Annotated in this window: 14 protein-coding genes and 1 other RNA gene; 2 read left to right on the forward strand and 13 right to left on the reverse strand. The window is 65.6% G+C overall.

Going from position 1 to position 17,615, the window contains the following annotated elements:
• Positions 1-11: 11 nt before the first annotated feature.
• From murB to rsmH, 11 genes are all read right to left on the reverse strand, one after another.
• Positions 12-932, reverse strand: a complete 921-nt coding sequence (gene murB, locus JQ627_RS32105) for a UDP-N-acetylmuramate dehydrogenase (protein WP_212488362.1) — start codon at positions 930-932, stop codon at positions 12-14.
• Between the two features lie 5 nt (positions 933-937).
• Positions 938-2,341 (reverse strand): UDP-N-acetylmuramate--L-alanine ligase, encoded by a 1,404-nt coding sequence (murC, locus tag JQ627_RS32110; RefSeq protein ID WP_212488363.1) that lies wholly within the window; start codon positions 2,339-2,341, stop codon positions 938-940.
• A gap of 201 nt (positions 2,342-2,542) precedes the next feature.
• Positions 2,543-3,643 (reverse strand): undecaprenyldiphospho-muramoylpentapeptide beta-N-acetylglucosaminyltransferase, encoded by a 1,101-nt coding sequence (gene murG / locus JQ627_RS32115; RefSeq protein WP_249143566.1) that lies wholly within the window; start codon positions 3,641-3,643, stop codon positions 2,543-2,545.
• A 114-nt stretch (positions 3,644-3,757) separates the two neighbouring features.
• Positions 3,758-4,909 carry a putative lipid II flippase FtsW gene (gene ftsW, locus JQ627_RS32120; protein WP_212488364.1) on the reverse strand — a complete coding sequence of 384 codons (1,152 nt, stop codon included), beginning with the start codon at positions 4,907-4,909 and terminating at the stop codon, positions 3,758-3,760.
• Positions 4,910-5,146: 237 nt separating this feature from the next.
• A complete protein-coding gene (gene murD, locus JQ627_RS32125) occupies positions 5,147-6,547 on the reverse strand; it encodes a UDP-N-acetylmuramoyl-L-alanine--D-glutamate ligase (protein WP_212488365.1) in 1,401 nt (466 codons plus the stop codon).
• A gap of 10 nt (positions 6,548-6,557) precedes the next feature.
• The gene (mraY, locus tag JQ627_RS32130) at positions 6,558-7,661 is read right to left on the reverse strand and encodes a phospho-N-acetylmuramoyl-pentapeptide-transferase (protein ID WP_212488366.1); all 1,104 of its coding nucleotides are present in this window, start codon (positions 7,659-7,661) and stop codon (positions 6,558-6,560) included.
• A gap of 153 nt (positions 7,662-7,814) precedes the next feature.
• Positions 7,815-9,194: a UDP-N-acetylmuramoyl-tripeptide--D-alanyl-D-alanine ligase gene (gene murF, locus JQ627_RS32135; protein ID WP_212488367.1), complete on the reverse strand. Its 1,380-nt coding sequence runs from the start codon at positions 9,192-9,194 to the stop codon at positions 7,815-7,817.
• A complete protein-coding gene (locus JQ627_RS32140) occupies positions 9,191-10,648 on the reverse strand; it encodes a UDP-N-acetylmuramoyl-L-alanyl-D-glutamate--2,6-diaminopimelate ligase (protein WP_212488368.1) in 1,458 nt (485 codons plus the stop codon). The genes murF and JQ627_RS32140 overlap by 4 nt, the downstream gene beginning before the upstream one ends.
• A gap of 84 nt (positions 10,649-10,732) precedes the next feature.
• The gene (locus JQ627_RS32145) at positions 10,733-12,481 is read right to left on the reverse strand and encodes a penicillin-binding protein 2 (protein WP_212488369.1); all 1,749 of its coding nucleotides are present in this window, start codon (positions 12,479-12,481) and stop codon (positions 10,733-10,735) included.
• On the reverse strand, positions 12,478-12,870 hold the full coding sequence (locus JQ627_RS32150; RefSeq protein ID WP_212488370.1) for a hypothetical protein: 393 nt from the start codon (positions 12,868-12,870) through the stop codon (positions 12,478-12,480). Before JQ627_RS32150 ends, JQ627_RS32145 begins: the two co-directional genes overlap by 4 nt.
• A 3-nt stretch (positions 12,871-12,873) precedes the next feature.
• Entirely contained in the window at positions 12,874-13,863 is a 990-nt protein-coding gene (gene rsmH / locus JQ627_RS32155) for a 16S rRNA (cytosine(1402)-N(4))-methyltransferase RsmH (RefSeq protein WP_212488371.1), read from the reverse strand.
• Positions 13,864-14,293: 430 nt separating this feature from the next.
• On the opposite strand from rsmH, the gene JQ627_RS32160 reads away from it, so the two are divergent.
• Positions 14,294-15,157 carry an N-acetylmuramoyl-L-alanine amidase gene (locus JQ627_RS32160; protein WP_212488372.1) on the forward strand — a complete coding sequence of 288 codons (864 nt, stop codon included), beginning with the start codon at positions 14,294-14,296 and terminating at the stop codon, positions 15,155-15,157.
• A 118-nt stretch (positions 15,158-15,275) separates the two neighbouring features.
• Here JQ627_RS32160 and JQ627_RS32165 read toward each other — a convergent pair whose 3' ends face one another.
• Both JQ627_RS32165 and JQ627_RS32170 read right to left on the reverse strand, forming a co-directional pair.
• Positions 15,276-16,508, reverse strand: a complete 1,233-nt coding sequence (locus JQ627_RS32165; RefSeq protein ID WP_212488373.1) for an RNA polymerase sigma factor — start codon at positions 16,506-16,508, stop codon at positions 15,276-15,278.
• Positions 16,509-16,530: 22 nt separating this feature from the next.
• On the reverse strand, positions 16,531-16,884 hold the full coding sequence (locus JQ627_RS32170; protein ID WP_212488374.1) for a YciI family protein: 354 nt from the start codon (positions 16,882-16,884) through the stop codon (positions 16,531-16,533).
• A 150-nt stretch (positions 16,885-17,034) separates the two neighbouring features.
• On the opposite strand from JQ627_RS32170, the gene rnpB reads away from it, so the two are divergent.
• An RNA gene (gene rnpB / locus JQ627_RS32175) (RNase P RNA component class A) lies at positions 17,035-17,465 on the forward strand.
• Positions 17,466-17,615 lie beyond the last annotated feature (150 nt).

A 17,615-nucleotide genomic window follows, 5' to 3' on the forward strand; every position in this document is an offset into this window, starting at 1 on the left:
GCCTGTCCAGGTTAGCCGGGAATTCCGATCCGCTTGATTTCCCAGTGCAGCTCAATTCCGGAGTTTGCCTTCACCCGTTCGCGCACGGTCTCGCCCAACGTCTCGATGTCGTGCGCGGTGGCATCGCCCGTGTTGATCAGGAAATTGCAATGCATCTCCGAGACCTGAGCGCCGCCGACGCGCAGGCCGCGGCAGCCGGCAGCGTCGACCAGCTTCCAGGCGGAATGGCCGGGCGGATTCTTGAAGGTCGAGCCGCCGGTCTTTTCGCGGATCGGCTGCGCGGTCTCGCGATGGGTCTGCACCTCCGCCATGCGCGCGCGAATCGTATCAGTATCCCTGATCTCGCCGCGAAAGCGCGCGGAGGTGAAGATGATGGAGGGATCGACGCCGCTGTTGCGGTAGACGAACTTCATGTCGGCGTTCGAGAACACGTGCTTCGTGCCGTCGCGCCCGACGCCTCGCGCCTCGATCAGCACGTCCTTGGTCTCACCGCCATTGGCTCCCGCATTCATGCGCAGCGCACCGCCGATGGTGCCGGGAATGCCGAAGTAGAATTCGAGCCCGCCGACATTGGCGGAGGCCGCCACCTCCGCGACGCGCTTGTCGAGCGCGGCAGTTCCAGCGGTGACGACATCCCCGCTCGCGCTCGCCTCGCCAAAGGCGCGCGGCGCCAGCCGGATCACCACGCCCGCGATGCCACCGTCGCGCACGATCAGGTTGGAGCCGACGCCAACGACATAGACGAGAATGTCGGACGCGAGATGAGCGAGGAAGTAAGCGAGATCGTCCTCGTCCGCCGGCGTGAACAGCACCTGCGCGGGGCCGCCGACGCGAAACCAGGTCAGCTCGGCCAGCGGCTGGTTGGCCAGCATCCGGCCGCGCAGCTCCGGCATCGCGGCTTTGAGGTCAGGTGTGATGTCGGGAAAACCCACCGCCCTCACCCCAGCGCCTTCAACTCATCCGGCAGTGCATACGCCCATTGCGTGATGTTGCCTGCGCCAAGGCACACGACGAGATCGCCTGACTTCGCCAATCCCTTGACGATACCCGCAAGCTCCGGCGCGCCCGGCAGGCCGATCACCTCGCGATGACCGTGCGCACGCAGGCCCGCGACGAAATGATCGCGGTCGACGCCTTCGATCGGTGCCTCGCCGGCGGCATAGACATCGGCGACGATCACCGCATCCGCATCGTTGAAGCAGGTGCAGAATTCCTCGAACAGCGATTGCAGGCGGGTGTAGCGATGCGGCTGCACCACGGCGACGATCTTGCCGTTGGTGGATTCCCGCGCCGCCTTCAGCACTGCCGCGATCTCGACGGGGTGATGACCGTAATCGTCGATCACCGTGACGCCGTTCCATTCGCCTGTCTTGGTGAAGCGGCGCTTGACGCCGCCGAAGCCGGCAATGGCCTTGCGGATCGCCTCGTCCGACACGCCGAGCTCGCGCGCGACCGCAATCGCGGCCGTCGCGTTGGAGGCATTGTGGCGGCCCGGCATCGGCAACATGAGATCGGCGATCTCGTGCACGGCGCCGGTCTTGCGATCGCGGAACGCGACCTTGAACTTGGAGCCACCGCCCATCGGGGTGAGATCGACGAGCCGCACATCGGCCTGCGGATTCTCGCCATAGGTGATGATGCGGCGATCCTCGATCCTGCCGACGAGGCTCTGCACGACGGGATGGTCGATGCACATCACGGCGAAGCCGTAGAACGGCAGGTTCTCGACGAAATGCCGGAACGCGTCCTGCACCGCCTCGAAGGTCTTGAAGTGATCGAGATGCTCGGGATCGACATTGGTGACGATCGCGACATCTGTCGGCAGCTTCAGGAATGTGCCATCGCTCTCGTCCGCTTCGACCACCATCCAGTCGCCGGCGCCAAGGCGGGCATTGGAGCCATAGGCATTGATGATGCCGCCGTTGATCACGGTGGGATCGAGGCCGCCGGCATCGAGCAGCGTTGCGACCATCGTGGTCGTCGTAGTCTTGCCATGGGTGCCGGCGATCGCGACGCAGCTCTTCAGCCGCATCAGCTCGGCCAGCATCTCGGCGCGGCGCACCACGGGAATGCGGCGTTCGCGCGCCGCCATCAGTTCCGGATTGTCGCGCTTGATCGCGGTGGACACGACGACGACCGCAGCGCCGTCGACATTCTCGGCCTTGTGGCCGACCGAGACCTTCGCACCCTTCTTGCGCAAACGGTCGAGATTGTAATTGTCGGAGGCGTCTGAGCCCTGCACGGCATAGCCGAGATTGACCAGCACCTCCGCGATGCCGCTCATGCCGATCCCGCCGATCCCGACGAAGTGGATGGGTCCGATCTCGCGCGGCAGTCTCATGCTCTATCCCGTCGTTCCGTCGTCATGCCCGGACTTTCCCGGTCATCCACGAATCCCAAGCTACTTCATGCAAGACGTGGATGCGCAGGCAATCGGTATACCGAGTGCCGTCTCTTTTTAAAGGACCAAGTCGGATAAATCCGACTTGGGTGGACAAGCCCGGCCATGACGGCAAAAATACGAAAATCGGTCCGTTTAGGCTCAGATTCCCGCGATTTTGACCACCAGATCGGCGAGGCGCTCGGCAGCGTCGAGCCGCCCCGCTCCCCTCGCCGCCGCAGCCATCGCGGCAAGTCGTGCCGGTTCGGCCGCGAAACCCGAGATCTCGGACGCCAGCCGGTCCGAGGTGAATTCGGTCTGCGGGATGCGGATCGCGCCATCGACCTTGGCGAGCACGCCCGCATTGGCGAACTGGTCCTGGTCGATCGCACCCGGCAGCGGCACCAGGATCGAGGGCCGCCCGATCGCGGCGAGCTCGGCCACGGTGCCGGCGCCGGAGCGCGACACCACCAGATGGTTGGAGGCGAGCCGCGCCGGCAGGTCGGTGAAGAACGGCGCGAGCTCGGCATTGATCTTGAGCTTGTCGTAGACCGCGCGCACGCGCGTCATGTCCTCGTCGCGGACCTGCTGGGTCAGGACCAGCCGGCTCCACAGCGCAGGCTCAAGCCGTTCGATCGCGCCGGGCACGATATCGGCCATGATGCGCGCGCCCTGGCTGCCGCCGACGACGAGCAGACGCAGCGGACCGTTCACCTCGGGCGCGGCATATGGCACGGCGGCTGCGGCGAGGATTGCCGGCCGCATCGGCGTGCCGACCGTCGTGGTCTTGCCTGATAGCGCCGGGTCGCGGTCGAGCACGCCCGGCAAGGACGTCGCGATGGCGCGGACGCGGGTCGACAGAAACCGGTTGGCGCGACCGAGCACCGCATTGGCGTCGTGGATGATGCCAGGGACGCCTGCAAATTTCGCAGCAACCAGCGGCGGCAGCGTCGGATAGCCGCCGAAGCCAACGACGGCGACCGGCTTCAGCCGCTTGATCAGGCGATACGCAGAGAGCGTGCCGGTGGCGAGCGTGAGGCCGGCATAGGCGAGCTGCAACGGATTGCGGCCTCGCGCGGTCTCGCTTGCGACGACGTCGATCATGTCCTTGGTGAACAGCCCGCTATAGCGCAGCGCGCGCTCATCCGTGACGAGGCGGACGCGAAAGCCGCGCCGGATCAGCTCGACGCCCAGCGCCTCGGCCGGAAACAAATGGCCGCCGGTGCCGCCCGCGGCAAGAAGAATCAGGGGGGACGTGTCCATGATGGGGGAGTTTTACAGGGTCTTTCTCGTCATTGCGAGCGAAGCGAAGCAATCCAGAATACCCCGCGGAGACACTCTGGATCGCTTCGTCGCAAGAGCTCCTCGCAATGACGCTTAGGCGTAACTGCGCATCGCCTCGGCGTGGCCGCTTGCTTCGACCTCGGTGCGCGGGCGCAGCCGCGTCAGCGCCAGCATCATGCCGACACCATAGGCCAGCGACACGATCGAGGAACCGCCATAGGAAATGAACGGCAGCGTCATGCCCTTGGCGGGGATGAGCTGAAGGTTGACCGACATGTTGATCGCGGCCTGCACGCCGAACAGGATCGCAAGGCCCGAGGCGGCAAAGCGCGAGAACATGTCCTCATTGGCATAGGCGCGCGAGAGCGTGCGGATCACGACGAAGGCGAACAGCGCCAGCATCGCAAGGCACAGGATGATGCCGAATTCCTCTGCGGCAACCGCGAACACGAAGTCGGTGTGACTGTCCGGCAGGCTGCGCTTGGCGATGCCCTCTCCCGGCCCGAGCCCGAACCAGCCGCCGTTGTAGAAGGCTTCCATGGCAGTATCGACCTGGAAGGTGTCGCCGGAAGCCGGATTCATGAAGCGCTTGATGCGGCCGGCGACGTGCGGAACGAACAGATAGGCGCTGAACAGACCGGCCGCGGCGGCACCCGCAAGACCGAACACCCAGATCATCCGCATGCCCGCGATGAAGAACAGCGAGCCCCACACCATCAGGATCAGCATGGTCTGGCCGAAGTCGGGCTCCATCACCAGCAGCGATACGAGCATCAAGAGCAGCACCAGCGCCATCGAGGTCGCCGGCATTTCAGGCCGCTTGGTCGATTCCGCAAACAGCCAGGCGGCGATGACCACGAACGAAGGTTTTGCGACTTCGGAGGCCTGGATGTTGACGCCGAGCAGCGTGATCCAGCGCCGCGAACCCTTCACCTCAGGGCCGATCGCCAGCGTCAGCACGATCAGGATGATGCTGGCCGCGAAGATGATCAGGGCCGAGCGGCGGATCGCGCGCGGCGACAGGAAGGACACCCCGAGGAGAACCAGGCAGGACGGCGCCAGGAACATCACGTGGCGACTGAAGAAATGGAAGGGATCGAGCCCGATGCGGGTCGCAACCGGCGGGCTCGCCGCCAGCGACAGGATCACGCCGGTGAGCATCAGTGCCAGGATGGCGCCCATCAGCGGTTTGTCGACGGTCCACCACCACTCGGAAAAGGGGGTTCGTTCTTCACGGGAGAGCATGGGCGGCCGCTTTCGGACAGAGGTCGCTCCATTGGTCGCCGAGGTTGGTTACCGGGGGGTTAAGGAGATCGATAACTTTGGAGAGAGCGCACAACGCGACCACAAATGATGGTCATGCCCCGGCTTGACCGGGGCATCCAGTACGCCGCGGCGTCTCCGTATCCCAGCACCGCCTCTGGAATACCGGGCCGCCCGGTCAAGCCGGGCGATGACAGCGGAGCTTCCAGACCGCTTGCCCTACACCACCGGTTTCACACCCGGCAGCGCCTGCACCAGATCGCGGAACTTGGTGCCGCGGATCTCGAAGTTGCGGTACTGGTCGAAGGAGGCGCAGGCCGGTGACAGCAGCACCACCGCATCCGCGAGGCCGGAGGCTTCGGCATCGCGCGCGGCGTGCTCGACGGCAACGTCCAGCGTCTGGCTGATCTCGTGCGCAACCTGCGTCCCGAGCGTTCCGGAAAACTCCTGCGCCGCCTCGCCGATCAGATAGGCCTTGCGGATACGCGGGAAGTAGCCGGTGAGGCCAGTGATGCCGCCCGCCTTCGGCTTGCCGCCGGCGATCCAGAAGATGTCGGCGAAGGACGACAGCGCATGCGCGGTGGCATCGGCGTTGGTGCCCTTGGAGTCGTTGACGAACAGCACGTTGGCGCGGCGGCCGACCTGCTCCATGCGGTGGGCGAGGCCCGGAAAGCTGCGCAGGCCGTTCTGGAGTACGTCGAGGCTGATGCCCATCGCGAGCGCGGCGGCGGCAGCACAGGCCGCGTTCTGCGCATTGTGCTGGCCGCGCAGCGAACCGATGCCGCCGAGTTTTGCGACTTCGCTACGCGCACCGCCCGCGGTGCGCACGATGGTGCCGTGCTCGACATGGATGCCCGAGGCCAGCGGGTTCTTGACGGAGATCCGCACCACGTTCTTGCCGGCGCGGTCGAGCCGGTCGGCGATGTCGCGGCAGAAGCCATCGTCGACGCCGACGATCGAGGTGCCGCCTCCTTGCACGCTGGCGACGAGACGCTCCTTCACCGCAGCGTAGTGCGCGAGGGTGCCGTGACGGTCGATATGGTCCTCGCTGACATTGAGCAAAATGCCGACGGAGGGATCGAGCGAGGGCGTGAGGTCGATCTGGTAGGACGACATCTCGATGACGTGGACGCGGCCGGTGCGCGGCGGCTCCAGCGACAGGATCGCGGTACCGATATTGCCGCCCATCTGGGTGTCGAAGCCGGCGACCTTTGTGAGATGCGCAATCAGCGCCGTCGTGGTCGACTTGCCGTTGGTGCCGGTGATCGCGACGAACGGCGCATTGGGCGCGTGCCGCCGCCGCTCGCGGCAGAACAGCTCGATATCGCCGATCACCTCGCAACCGGCCTCGCGCGCCTTCAGCACGCTCCAGTGCGGCACGGGATGGGTGAGCGGCACGCCGGGCGCGAGCACGAGCGCCGCGAAATTCGCCCAGGAGACGTTGCGCAAATCGGCGGTGATGAAACCCGCTTGCGCGGCCTTGGCGACGTTCTCGGCATTGTCGTCGGCGGCGATCACCTCAGCGCCGCCTGCTTTCAACGCGTGACAGGACGCAAGCCCCGAGCCGCCGAGGCCAAACACCGCGACCGTCTTGCCGGCAAAGGATGTGACCGGGATCATCGCGTAACCGTCACCGCAGCTTCAGCGTGGACAGGCCGGCCAGCGCCAGCATCACCGAGATGATCCAGAAGCGGATCACGATCTGCGGCTCGGTCCAGCCGAGCTGTTCGAAATGGTGATGGATCGGCGCCATCCGGAAGATGCGTTTTCCCGTGAGCTTGAACGACACCACCTGCACGATGACGGAGACCGCCTCCAGCACGAACAGGCCGCCGATCACCGCGAGCACGATCTCATGCTTCACCGCGACTGCGATCGCGCCGAGCATGCCGCCGAGCGCGAGCGAGCCGGTGTCGCCCATGAAGATCGAGGCCGGCGGCGCGTTGAACCAGAGGAAGCCGAGACCCGCGCCCAGCAGCGCGCCGCAGAGCACCGCGAGCTCGCCGGTGCCGGCGACATATTTGATCTGGAGATAGTCGGCAAACACCGCGTTGCCGGCGAGATAGGCGATCATCGCAAAGCTCGCGGTCGCGATCATCACGGGCACGATGGCAAGGCCGTCGAGACCGTCGGTGAGGTTCACCGCATTGCCGGCGCCGACGATGACGAAGGCGCCGAACACGACGAAGAACCAGCCGAAATGCAGCACGGTGTCCTTCAGGAAGGGAATGGTCAGCGCGGTCGACGCCGGATCGCGGTTCAGGCGCACCAGCGCATAGCAGGCAACCAGCGCGATCGCCGCCTCGATCAGCAGGCGCAGCTTGCTGCCGAACCCGGTCGTGGTCTGCTTGGTCACCTTGAGGTAATCGTCATAGAAGCCGACGAAGCCGAAGCCGAGCGTCACCGCCAGCACGATCCAGACATAGGGGTTGAGCGGATTGGCCCACAGCACCGTGCCGACCGTGAGGCCGGACAGGATCATCAGCCCGCCCATGGTGGGCGTGCCTTTCTTGGCGAGATGCGATTGCGGGCCGTCGGTCCGGATCGGCTGGCCCTTGCCCTGACGGATGCGCAGATGGTCGATGATCCAGGGCCCGAACAGGAACACGAACAGCGCGCCGGTCACGACGGCGCCGCCGGTGCGGAAGGTGATGTAGCGGAAGACGTTCAGGAAGGTGCGAATGGCACCGAAGCCCGGAAATGTGTTGGAGAGCTCGATCAGCCAGTAAAACATTCAGACGGTCCTATGGCGCCTTTGCACGCGGCCTTGGTCTTGTCACCGTGCGTCACGCGCATTCGCTGGCCTTCATCATGGGGTCGGGCGACCTCTGGGAAAACGCTTCGCGCCGCAAAGGGTGGGATTCGGGAACAACGCCTTCCAAGCAGTTTACGCCTTTGCCTGCAAGGCGGCCACTAGGCCCGGCACAAACTTGTTGACCCAGAACATCTTCTTGCTGCCCTTGACAACCACGACATCGCCTGCCCTCAGCAGATTTGCGACCTCGCCCGGCTTCAGCGTGGCGGGGTCGTCGTGCCAGCCGAGAGCCTTGCCGGCCGGCAGCACCTCGAAGAGCTGACGCATCAGGGAGCCGACGCAGTAGACGCCGTCGATGCCTTCGAGATGCTTGGCGAGGGCCGTATGGTAACTTGGTGCGTCATTGCCCAGTTCCAGCATGTCGCCGAGCACCGCAATGCGGCGGCCGCCGCTCATGCTGCGTGCCTGGAGGCTTTGCAGTGCAGCAGCCACACTGGCCGGATTGCCGTTGAAACTGTCGTCGATCACGGTGACGCCGCCGATCGCCTGCTCGACGCCGCGGCCGGTCATGATGCCAACCCGGTCGAGCTTGATCGCGAGCGTCGCTGCATCGAGGTTCGCGGCGCGGATCGACGCGAGCGCAGCGAGCGCATTCTGTACGCGGTGCGGTGCGCCCGGCGTCAGGCTGAAGGCGATCTCCTTCTTGCCGAGCGCGGCCACGACCTGCCAGCTCTCGCCATGCGGCGCGTGCGCGACCTCGTGCACCTCGGCTTTCTCGCCGAAGCGGACCACCTTGCCCTTCCAGTCCGGCGCCTTGATCCCGGCAGGCAGCACCAGCACGCCATCCTCGGGCAGGCCGAGCGCGATCGACACCTTCTCGCGCCTGATCGCTTCGAGCGAGCCGAGCTTTTCCAGATGCACCGGCTGAACGTTGACGACGAGCGCGACGGTCGGACGTGTAAGCTCGCTGAGGCGCGCGATCTCGCCGGTCTGGTTCATGCCCATCTCGACGACCCAGAGGCTGGCGTCGGGCTTCGCATTGCACAGCGTCAGCGGCACACCCCAGAAATTGTTGAAGCTCGACGGGCTGGCATAGGCGTTGGGATAGGCCGCCAGAAACTCCTTGGTGCTGGTCTTGCCGGCGCTACCGGTGAGCCCGATCACCGGTCCGTTGAAACGGGCGCGGGCGGCACGCGCGAGGCCCCAGAGACCGTCGATCAGCGTGTCCTTGACGACGATCTGGGGAATGCGAATGCCGGCGATCTGGTGCGGCACGATCACCGCGACCGCGCCGGAGGCTTCTGCCTTGTCTGCGAACTCCCAGCCGTCACGCGCGCTGGCGAAGGCCGAGATGAAGCCGCCGCTCGGCGTGCCGCTCAGCGCGACGAACAGGCTGCCCGGCTTCACCAGGCGGCTGTCCTGGGTGACGAAGTCGATCGGCGTGTCCGGAAATGATCCCGCAGCGCCCAGCGCGCGCGCCACTTCGGCAACCGTCCATATTGGCGCGCTCATGCAACCCTCGACGCTAATGCGGCGGCGACCGCCTCGTGATCACTGAAGGGCAGCACCTCGCCACCGACGATCTGCCCGGTCTCGTGTCCCTTGCCGGCGACGAGCAGCGCATCGCCGTCTTCCAACTCCTCGATCGCGGTGCGGATCGCCACGGCGCGGTCGCCGATTTCGCGGGCGCCTTTTGCAGTTGCGAGGATTTCGGCGCGAATGGCTTCCGGCTTCTCGCTACGTGGATTGTCGTCGGTGATGATGACGCGGTCGGCGTTCTCGGCTGCGATTTCGCCCATGATCGGGCGCTTGCCGGCGTCGCGATCGCCGCCGGCGCCGAACACGACGACGAGCCTGCGCTTGGCGTAAGGACGCAGCGCCTGCAATGCCTTCGCCAGCGCATCGGGCTTGTGCGCATAGTCCACGAAGATCGGCGCGCCGTTGTGCTCGCCAACGCGCTCGAGACGTCCCTTGGCACCTTCGAGATGTTCGAGGCTCGCGAACACGTTTGCCGCGTCACTTCCGGTGCCGATGGCAAGACCGGCCGACACCAGCGCGTTCTCGATCTGGAATTCGCCGACCAGCGGCAACCGGATCGCATGGCGCCTGCCGCGATGCTCGACGGCAAGCACTTGCGAAAAACCTTCGACCTCGGCACCGGCGAGCCGAATGCCCTCGCCTGCCCCGTCACCATTGCGGCCGACCGCCATCACGCGCAGGCCGTGCGACCTGGCAGCATGGATTGCTTCCGCCGAGCAATCATGATCGGCGGAGATCACCGCCGCTCCATCCGACGGGACCAGCTCGCGGAACAGCCGGAGTTTTGCGGCCAGGTAATGCGCGACGGTCGGATGGTAATCCATGTGGTCGCGCGAGAGATTGGTGAAGCCGCCCGCGGAGACACGCACGCCGTCGAGACGGTACTGGTCGAGCCCGTGCGAGGACGCCTCGAAAGCGAGATGCGTCACGCCTTCGCGCGCGATCTCATCGAGCTGCCGGTGCAGCGCGATCGGATCCGGCGTCGTCAGCGAGCCATAAACGGTGCGCTTGGGCGAGACGAGACCGATGGTGCCGATGCTGGCGGAGGCATGACCCAGCCGCTCCCAGATCTGGCGCGTGAACGCGGCGACGGAGGTCTTGCCGCTGGTGCCGGTCACCGCAGCGATGGTCGCGGGCTGCGCGGGGTAGATTTTTGCCGCGGCCAGCGCCAGCGCGCGGCGCGGATTGGACACCGCAATGAACGGCACCTTGCCGCCATCTGGTGCATGGTCGCCGACGACGGCCACCGCGCCTGCGGCAATCGCGCCATCGATGAAGCGGGCGCCGTCGGTCTTGCTGCCCGCGAGCGCGAAGAAAAGATCGCCTGACTTGACCACACGGCTGTCGAGCGCGACGCCGGTCACATCGAGCGCCGCGACAGCGGGCTCGATGGCGGCATCATTGCCTAGAAGGTCGCGCAGCTTCATGGTCTTCCAGTCGACATGCCGTGCCGGAAAGCCGAATCTTCGGAAAAACCCCGACTCAGCGGCGGCGATGGCCTACCCAGTTGATTACTGGGTTGTCCTGGATGCTGCAAGAATAAGGCGCTCGGACGGCGGCAAATCGAACCGTGGCTCGACGCCCAGAAGCGGTGCGATCCGCTCGATCACCTTGCCGCCGGTCGGCACCGCGTTCCAGCCCGAGGTGATGAAACCCTTCGTTTCAGGGATCGCCTGCGGCTCGTCCAGCATGATCAGGATCTGATACTTCGGATCGTCGCACGGCATGATGGCAGTGAACGAGTTGAGCACGCGCTTCTTAGCGTAGCGGCCGTTGATGACCTTTTCGGAGGTGCCGGTCTTGCCGCCGACATAGTAGCCCTTCACGTCGGCGGTCTTGGCGGTTCCGATTTCGGCGTTGAGGCGCATCAGGAACCGCATCTTGTCGCTGGTCTCCGTCTTGATGACGCGCTTGGCCATCGCCGCAGCTTCCTCCGGGCTGCGCTTCATGAAGGTCGGTGGAATCAGGTAGCCGCCGTTCACCAGCGCGTTGATGCCCATCACCGCCTGGAGTGGCGCCACCGACATGCCCTGGCCGAACGCGATGGTGACGGTGTTCAACTCACCCCAGCGGCGCGGCACCAGCGGAGCCGCGCTCTCCGGCAGCTCGGTGCGGAGCCGCGTCAACTGGCCCATCTTGGCGAGGAACGCCTTGTGCGCCTCGACGCCCTGGCCGAGCGCGATCCGCGCGGCGCCGATGTTGGACGAGTAGGTGAACACTTCCTTGGTGTTGATGAAACGTCCGAGCGGATGGCTGTCGTGGATGGTGAACTTGCCGTAGTGCAGGTTCCCGCGCGCATCCCACGACGAGTTCAAATTGATCTTTCCGGAATCGAGCGCCATCGCCAGCGTGAACGCCTTGAAGGTCGAGCCCATCTCGTAGACGCCGGTGGTCAGACGGTTGATGCGGTCGGGGTCGTGCGCTTCCTTCGGATTGTTCGGGTCGAAATCCGGCAGCGAGACCATCGCTACGATCTCGCCCGTCTTGACATTGGAGACGATGCCGGAAGCGGCCTTGGTGTGGTACTTCTCCTTGGCCTTCAGCAGTTCGTCACGCAGCGCGTGCTCGACGCGCAGATCGATCGAGAGCTCGATCGGCTTTTGCAGCCGGTCGGTGGCAAAGCCGGCGCGGTGGAGATCGGCGAGCCCTTGGTTGTCGAGCCACTTCTCCATGCCAGCGATGCCCTGGTTATCGATGTTGACGAGACCGATGAGGTGGGCGACCTCGTTGCCGGTCGGATAGACGCGCTTGTTCTCGCGCAGGAAGCCGATACCGGGAACGCCGAGCTTATGGATGTCCTGCTGCTGCTTCGCCGTGACCTCGCGCTTGAGCCAGACGAAGCCTTTGCGCGACGACAGGCGCTCGCGGACCTCGGCTTCGTCGAGATCGGGCACGGTGGCGGTCAGAAGCTCGATCGCCTCGTCCTTGTCGATGATGCGACGCGGCTCGCCGAACAGGCTTGCCGCCTTGACGTCGGTTGCGAGGATCGCGCCGTTGCGGTCGACGATGTCCGGCCGCGCAGTCGCGACCACCTCTTGCGCGGCAGCACGGCGCGCGCTGTGGGCGTCGGCACCGATCGCGAACATCACGAGCCGGCCGCCGATCAGGACGTAGACCGAGGTGAAGGCGAGCATGGCGAGGCCCACGCGCGCGCGGGCCTTCGCGGCGCGGTCGACGTTGCGCCCGTAGAGCAGGCTGCGGATCAGCCGCTGCCGCCAGGGCTCAGTCGGCTTGGGTTTGGCCGGGGTCACAGCGCTCATTGCTTGTCCTCGGGCTGAGGCAGGGAGCCCGTCACGGTATCCGGATCGCTCGCGGCTTCGATGGTGTTGAGCATGGCCCCGATCGGATCCGGCTCGCCCGGCCTGAACATCCGCGGCGGGCGCTCCGGCAGGTTCTTCAGCGAGTCATATTGCGTGCCGTTGACCGGCTTGAGCGGCAGATGCCGATCGGACAGGCCCTGCAGGCGCAAGGGCGCATCGAGCTTGGCCCATTCGGAACGCAGCGACGCGATCGCATCGCGCTGCTCGCGGATCTCCGCATGCAGCCGCAGCACTTTCTCGGTGCGCGCCGTGGAGTCCATCTTGATCCGGTAGACATAGGCCGCCGCAAAGATCAGCGCGCCGATGACGAGGAGGTGGATGAAGCGCATGCGCTAGCCACCTCTCATCACGTCGGAGAGCTTTGGCCAGGACGATTGCTCGCTGTCCTCATGCACGGGCGCGGAGGTTCGCTCGGCCGCGCGCAGCTTTGCTGAACGCGCGCGCGGATTATGCGCGACCTCCTCTTCGCCGGCGACCACTGGCCGTCGCGTCAGCAGCTGGAAGGTCGGTGCGGTTTGCGCCACTTCCGGCAGATGCCGCGAGCCGCCGCCGGTCTTCGAACGCAGGCTAAGGAAATTCTTGACGATGCGGTCTTCGAGCGAATGGAACGAAACCACCACGAGGCGGCCGTCCGGCCTGAGCACGCGCTCGGCAGCAGTCAGCGCGGTCTGGAGTTCCTCGAGCTCTTCATTGACGAAGATGCGCAGCGCCTGGAACGTGCGCGTCGCGGGATGAATGTCGCCGGGCTTTGAGCGCACGACCCTGCCGACGAGATCGGCGAGCGCGCGCGTTGTCGTGAACGGCGTCTCCTGCCGGTCCGCGACGATGGCGCGGGCGATGCGGCGCGACTGCCGCTCCTCACCAAGGAGGTAGATGATGTCGGCGAGATCGCTTTCGGAGGCGCGCGCGATGATTTCGGCCGCCGTCGGCCCCGCCTGCCCCATCCGCATGTCGAGCGGACCGTCGAGACGGAACGAAAAGCCGCGGCCTGCCTGGTCGAGTTGCATCGAGGAGACCCCGACATCCATCACGACGCCGTCGATCGTCTCGACGCCTTGCGCCGCACAGACCTCGGCGAGATTGGAGAAGCGGTCCTCGACCAGCGTCAGCCGGCCCGCGGAGCGTTCGACCAGTTCGGCACCGCCTGCGATGGCAGTGCGGTCGCGATCGATCGCGATCAACCGGGTTCCCGGCACGTCGAGGATGGCGCGGCTATAGCCGCCGGCGCCGAAGGTGGCGTCGACATAGATCCCGCCCTCGCGTGGGGCGAGATGATCGATGGCCTCACGGCCAAGAACAGGAATGTGCGGGGCCGAGTTCATGCGTTGCGCCTGTCGAACGTCCAAGCGAGATCGGGGACGAACAAGCCCATAACGCCTCGAATGATTCCGCGTCGCGGCGGTTCCACGACCTAACCCTTGTCCAGCACGATCACCGAGCCCGGCCATCCCGGGCCGCCAACCCAGTGTTCCCAGTGGAATTTGTCGGGCAGCCATGGGATTTCGAGCCAAAATACGCTTTGGCCGCCTCCGGACGCGGGTCGGCTCTTCAATCCTCAGTAACGGCCCTTAGCGTTAAGAAAGCGTTGATCGGCTCGTTACAAGTCGAAAAGGTGACGCGTCGGTGATGCTCCATCCACACACATGCGCCAAAATGCATCCGTTAACCGCGCCGCGCGATTGCGCACGGCGGAGGGTAAAGGAATAGTAAAGAGAAGGGCTTGGCCCACTCTCTTTCCGACTTGAGCTGTTTATGTCGTCCGGTCCGTCCACGCCGTCTGGATCTGATTCGAAGCGTCAACGCGTTCTCCCGGTTCCCAAGGCCGCGGCGAACACGCGGACGTTCGAGCCGGATTCCTCGATCGTCTCCGACATCATTCCCTCGCCGAACCATGGCGACCGCAACAAGGGACGGCAGCCGGACATGATCGTGCTGCACTACACCGGCATGCCCGATGTCGAGGGCGCGCTGGCGAGGCTGTGCACCGCGGGAACCGAAGTATCGGCGCATTACGTCGTGCTGGAGGACGGCCGCATCGTGCAATGCGTGCCCGAGGCCAGGCGCGCCTGGCACGCGGGCATCTCGTCCTGGGCCGGCGAGGACGACGTCAACTCCTGCTCGATCGGCATCGAGATCATCAATCGCGGCCATGACTGGGGCTATCCGGAATATCCGCTGCGCCAGATCGCCGCCGTCATCGCGCTGTGCCGCGGCATCATGCTTCGCCGCAAGGTACCGGCGCACCGGGTGCTCGGCCATTCCGACGTGGCACCTGCGCGTAAGAAGGATCCCGGCGAGAAATTTCCGTGGCATTCGCTGGCCAATTCCGGCGTCGGCCATTGGGTCACGCCCGCGCCGGTCGTGCGCGGCGAGAGCCTGATGCTCGGCACCATCAGCGACGAGGTGCTGAGCCTGCAGCAGGCGCTCGCCCGATACGGCTACGGCGTGCCGCTGACCGGCAAATACGACGCCGCGACGATGGAAGTCGTCACCGCGTTCCAGCGCCATTTCCGCCCGGCTCGGCTCGATGGTGTCGCGGATCACTCGACGCTGTCGACATTGCAGGCGCTGCTGGCGAGCCTGCCGGCGGATACGACGGCTGTCGCGGCGAAGTGACGGCGCAAGCCACACGGCCGTCATTGCGAGGAGTTCTTGCGACAAAGCAATCCGGACTGTCTCTGCAGAACGCTTCTGGATTGCTTCGCTCCGCTCGCAATGACGGAGATTTTCGCGACTAGCCGAGTTCCCTGATCCGCCGCGCGTAGAGCCGCCGCAACGGCTCCAGTTGCGTCGCCGCGGTAGCAGCAACATACGCCTCCATCGCCTCATCCTTCCGCCCCAACCGCCGCAGCAAATCCGCGCGCACCGCGGGCAACAGCTCATAGCCACGAAGCCCGCCGCGCGCGGCGGTCGCATCGACGAGATCGAGCGCGCGCCCCGGACCGTCGACCATCGACACCGCCGCGGCGTGGTTGAGCTCGATCACCGGAGACGGACTGATACGCAGCAGCACCTCATAGAGTCCGGCGATCTGCGGCCAGTCGGTCTCCTCAAAGCTCGGCGCGCGTGCATGCAGCGCGGCGATCGCGGCCTGCACCGCATAGGCTTGCGGCGGGCCGGGCACGCGCAGCGCATCGTCCACCAGCCGCAGGCCGGCCTCGATCTGCGCACGATCCCACAGCGTGCGGTCCTGCTCTTCCAGCAGCACGATGTCGCCGGCCGGCGTCTCGCGCCCGGCGCGGCGCGCGTCGTGAAGCAGCATCAACGCCAGCAGTCCCTTGATCCCGGCGCGATCGGGCATCAGCCGGTCGAGCAGGCGGCCGAGCCTGATCGCCTCGGCCAGGAGGTCGGGCCGCATCAGATCCGCACCCGACGTCGCGACATAGCCTTCGGTGAAGACGAGATAGATCACCGCCAGCACGCCATCGAGCCGCGCCGCCATCGCGTCGCGCTCGGGCACTTCATAGGGAATGCCGGCGAGCCTGATCTTCTGCTTGGCGCGGACGAGGCGCTGCGCCATCGCCTCTTCGCTGACCAGGAAGGCGCGCGCGACCTGCGCGGTCGAGAGCCCGCCGACGGTGCGCAGCGTCAATGCGACCCGGACCTCGGGCGCAAACGCGGGATGGCAGCAGGTGAAGATCAGCCGCAGCATGTCGTCGTCGAGCATCGCCGGCGGCTCCTCGGGCGCTTGCGCGTTCAGCTCGAGCTCGTGCACGAGCGCCTGCTGCTTGCCGCGGAACGCGATCTGGCGGCGGACCCGGTCGATCGCCTTGTTGCGGGCGACGTTGACCAGCCAGGCGCGCGGATTATCCGGTATCTCGCGCGCCGACCAGTGCTCGATCGCGACCGCGAAGGCATCCTGGAGCGCATCCTCGGCGAGATCAAAATCGCCGACGAGGCGGATCAGGGTGGCCAGCGCCCGCCCCGCCTCATCACGGAAGACCTTGTCAATCTCGCCTGGATTCATGCGTCGATGCGCGGCCCGGCCGTCACTTCTCATACACCCAGATCGGCCGCACCTCGATCGACCCGATGCGCGCGCTTGGAATGCGCGCCGCGATCTCGATCGCAGCATTGAGATCCTTGGCCTCGACCAGATAGTAGCCGCCAAGCTGTTCGCGCGTCTCCGCAAACGGCCCGTCGGTAGCCAGCATCTTGCCGTCGCGCACGCGCACCGTCGTCGCGGTCGTGGTCGGCTGGAGCCGGTCGCCGGCCTTGAAATTGCCGCTCTGGATGATGCCTTGCGTGAAGGTCTGGTATTCCGCCATCATCTTCTGGGCCGTGGCAGCGTCGTTCTTCGCGTATTCGACCTCGTTCTGGTAGATCATCAGCAGATATTGCATTGCTCAACTCCTGTTGTTCGGCTGCATCGCCGACATCCAGTCGAACCGGGCCCGCTTCAAACGACATCTTCAGGATAAATTATTTCGGCCGATGCCTCCCCGTCGATACCGGCTTGACGGAACCGTCACAAATGCTCCATGCGTAACCGGTCAGTCGGCCGGACGGCCGCTCCGGCAGGTGCCGAAAGGCCGCCGGGGAGGAAAGTCCGGGCTCCCTTGACATGCGGTGCCGGATAACGTCCGGCGGGGGCAACCCCAGGGAAAGTGCCACAGAGAACGAACCGCCAGCCTCCGCAGCGCAAGCAGCGTAGGCAGGTAAGGGTGAAAAGGTGCGGTAAGAGCGCACCGCGGATCCGGCAACGGAGCCGGCATGGTAAACCCCACCGGGAGCAAAACCGAATAGGGACGGCGTAGCGGGCTGTTCGCGCAAGCGATAACGCCGCGGGGCGATGTCAGGCCCGCCGTCCGGGTAGGTTGCTCGAGGCCATGTGCAAACATGGTCCCAGAGGAATGGCCGTCACGTATCGTTCGCGCAAGCGGACGGTGCCCTACAGAACCCGGCTTACAGGCCGGCTGATATCTTGCAACGAGGGGTTCGATGCTGACGCATCGGGCCCCTCACCATTTTGGCCTCCGTCGTCATTCCGGGGCTCGCGAAGCGAGAGCCCGGAATCCATCGGGCGGCAGAGTTGGTGGCGAAATGGATTCTCAGATGCGCAATTGCGCATCGT

Source organism: Bradyrhizobium liaoningense (genome assembly GCF_018130785.1).
GTDB classification, from domain to species: domain Bacteria; phylum Pseudomonadota; class Alphaproteobacteria; order Rhizobiales; family Xanthobacteraceae; genus Bradyrhizobium; species Bradyrhizobium liaoningense_A.